Origin of the sequence: Coprococcus intestinihominis (genome assembly GCF_040096555.1) — a bacterium.
Lineage (GTDB): Bacteria > Bacillota > Clostridia > Lachnospirales > Lachnospiraceae > Coprococcus_A > Coprococcus_A intestinihominis.
Genome location: NZ_JBBMEK010000302.1, coordinates 1 through 3714 on the forward strand (window position 1 = coordinate 1; position 3714 = coordinate 3714).

Below are 3714 nucleotides of genomic sequence, written 5' to 3' on the forward strand. Positions count from 1 at the left end.
TCTGTTTCAGATTCAGGATCATCGGCTGATTATTGACAAGCGCCAACATGATCACACCATACGTATCCTGCAGCTGGGTATGTTTATACAGCTGGTTCAGTACAACATTCGGATTAGCATCCTTTTTCAGTTCAATCACGACACGAAGGCCTTCACGGCTGGATTCATCTCGAAGATCAGAAATCCCTTCAATCCGTTTATCTTTTACCAGCTCGGCAATTTTTTCAATGAGTTTTGCCTTGTTGACCATATAAGGCAGCTCTGTGGCTACAATACGATGACGGCCATTCGGCATTGTCTCGATATCCGTCACTGCTCTTACTTTTAATTTGCCGCGGCCGGTACGGTAGGCCTGATTGATACCGTTTTTGCCAAGGATCATGGCACCTGTCGGGAAGTCCGGTCCCTTGATTATCTCCATCAGTTCTTCGATGGTTGTCTCACGATTTTCTTCCACACGATTATCAATGATCTTGATAACACCGTCAATGGTTTCACGCAAATTGTGCGGCGGAATATTTGTCGCCATACCAACAGCGATACCTGTTGTACCATTCACCAGCAGATTTGGATATCTGGACGGCAGTACAACCGGCTCTTTCTCTGTCTCATCAAAGTTCGGCTGAAAATCAACAGTGTCCTTGTTGATATCTGCCATCATTTCCATGGAAATTCTGCTGAGACGTGCCTCAGTGTATCGCATGGCTGCGGCGCCGTCGCCATCCATGGAGCCAAAGTTGCCGTGGCCATCTACCAGCGGATATCTTGTTGACCAGTCCTGAGCCATATTGACCAGTGCACCGTAGATGGATGAATCACCATGCGGATGATATTTACCCATTGCATCACCGACAATACGCGCACATTTACGATGCGGCTTGTCAGGACCATTATTCAGCTCTATCATTGCGTAAAGTATTCGTCTCTGTACCGGTTTCAAACCGTCTCGGACATCCGGCAGAGCACGGGATGCAATAACGCTCATGGCATAGTCGATATAGAAGGTTTCCATTCTTTCCTTCAGATCGACCTCATGGATCTTATCGAAAATCTTATCGTCCATTCTCTTCCTCCATAATTCTTAACGCAGAACCTTTACTATATATCCAGATTTCTGACATATTTTGCATTCTTCTCTATAAATTCACGTCTCGGCTCAACTTTGTCACCCATCAGGACGCTGAACGTCTCATCGATGCTGACTTTTTCAGCATCATCCATGGAAACACGCATCAGAATACGTCTTTCAGGGTCCATGGTTGTCTCCCAAAGCTGTTCCGCATCCATCTCACCCAAACCTTTGTAACGCTGGATCTTGTTATTCTGATCACGACCGATCTCTGTCAGGATCGCGTTCAATTCATCATCACTGTAAGCATACCATTCCTTTTTGTTTCGCTCAATCTTATAAAGCGGCGGCTTTGCAAGATAAACATAACCTTCACGGATCAGATCCGGCATAAAACGATAAAGGAATGTCAGAAGCAGTGTACTGATATGGGCACCATCCACATCGGCATCCGTCATGATAATAATCTTATGATAACGCAGCTTGGTGATATCAAAATCTTCATGGATACCTGTACCAAAAGCCGTGATCATGGCTTTAATCTCATTATTGACAAGAATCTTATCCAGACGTGCTTTTTCGACATTCAAAATCTTACCTCTCAGAGGCAGGATGGCCTGTGTAGCTCTTGAACGTGCTGTCTTTGCAGAACCGCCGGCGGAATCACCCTCGACAATGTAAATCTCACATTTCGCCGGATCTTTATCTGAACAGTCTGCCAGTTTGCCCGGAAGACTCATACTGTCTAATGCACCTTTTCTTCTTGTCAAATCTCTGGCTTTTCTTGCTGCATCTCTGGCTCTCTGTGCCATGACAGATTTCTCCACAATCAGCTTGCCGATGGCCGGATTCTGCTCAAGAAATACACTAAGCTTGTCGCTGACAATACTCTCAACGGCTCCCCTTGCTTCGGAGTTGCCCAGTTTCTGCTTTGTCTGACCTTCAAACTGAGGCTCCCCGATCTTGATGCTGACAATGGCCGTCAGGCCTTCACGGATATCTTCACCTGTCAGACTCTGTTCGTTGTCTTTCAGAAGCTTATTCTTTCTGGCATAATCATTAAATGTCTTGGTCAGTGCACTTCGCATACCCACCAGATGGGTACCGCCTTCAGGCGTCGTAATATTATTGACGAAACTGTAAACATTTTCATTGTAGCCGTCATTATGCTGAAGTGCAACTTCCACAAGTACGCCGTCTTTTTCACCTTCACAGTAAATAATCTCATCATACAGCGGTGTATTGGCCTTATTCAGATAAGCCACATACTCGCGGATACCGCCTTCATAGTGGAAAGAGGACAAAATTGGCTCTTCCTCACGGACATCTGTCAGAGAGATACGAAGTCCCTTTGTCAGAAAAGCAATTTCTCTCAGCCGCTGTTTCAGTACTTTATAATCAAAAACTGTTTCTTCAAATATTTCTTTATCCGGCAGGAAATGGACCGTTGTTCCTCTCTTCACTGTCGGACCGATCTTCTGCAGTTCACACATGACTTTACCGCGTTCATAACGCTGATAATATTCATAACCATCTACATAAACATTGACTTCAAGCCATTCGGACAGGGCATTAACAACCGATGCACCGACACCATGAAGTCCGCCGGATACCTTATATCCGCCGCCGCCGAATTTACCGCCGGCATGAAGAATGGTAAATACAACTTCTACCGCCGGTTTATGGGCTTTTGCTTGTATACCGACCGGTATACCACGTCCGTTGTCGACAACTGTAATTGAATTGTCTTTATTAATGGTCACCTCAATATGATCACAGTAACCGGCAAGGGCCTCATCGACGGAATTGTCAACAATCTCATATACCAGATGATGAAGTCCCTTCGCTGAGGTACTGCCAATATACATACCCGGTCTCTTTCTAACTGCTTCAAGCCCTTCCAATATCTGAATCTGACTTGCGCCGTATCCTTCACTCATATCTCAAACCTCCTGCTTTATCCTACTACCTCATTGACAAAATCAACTGTTCCATCCGTCACTTTAAAAATGCGGTCTATGTTAAATCTGTGATTGACAAATTCGTCCAAACCCGTACACGTGATCACGGTCTGAATATCTTTAATGCAGTCCAGAAGATAATTCTGTCTGGAACTATCAAGTTCCGACAAAACATCATCCAGCAATAATACCGGCTCGTCCCCGATACTCTGACGCACAAGTTCAATCTCAGCCAGCTTCAAGGACAATGCTGCTGTCCTCTGCTGCCCCTGTGAACCAAATTTGCGAATATCCACTTCTCCGACCATAAACAGAAAATCATCTCTGTGCGGTCCTGTTCCTGACATTTTCATCCGGATATCCTGATCTCTTTTTGATAACAGTACACGCTCGAAATCCTCCGGCTCCGTACTCGGCTGATAAACAAGCCGAAGCTTTTCTCTGTTGCCGGTGAGCCTTCCGTGAATCTGCTCCAGCCATTCATTCAACTGAGCAATAAACATTCTTCTTGTCTCAATGACTTTTCTGCCATAATTCACCATCTGCATATCCCATATATCAAGTGTATCCTTTAATGCAGAATCAAAACCTATCTGCTTGAGAAGATTATTTCTCTGGTTCACAATTTTGTTGTAATTGGAAATATTATGTAGATAAACTTTATCCAGCTGACATAATTCGAGA

Annotated in this window: 3 protein-coding genes; all 3 read right to left on the minus strand. The window is 44.6% G+C overall.

The features are described from left to right. A partial coding sequence (locus WMO25_RS16100; RefSeq protein ID WP_349086167.1) for a DNA gyrase subunit A occupies nt 1-1063 on the minus strand: 1063 nt, incomplete at its 3' end. Nucleotides 1064-1098: 35 nt separating this feature from the next. Continuing rightward, a complete protein-coding gene (gene gyrB, locus WMO25_RS16105) occupies nt 1099-3009 on the minus strand; it encodes a DNA topoisomerase (ATP-hydrolyzing) subunit B (protein ID WP_349086168.1) in 1911 nt (636 codons plus the stop codon). A 17-nt stretch (nt 3010-3026) separates the two neighbouring features. Next, on the minus strand, nt 3027-3714 hold a 688-nt coding region (recF, locus tag WMO25_RS16110), incomplete at its 5' end, for a DNA replication/repair protein RecF (RefSeq protein ID WP_349086170.1).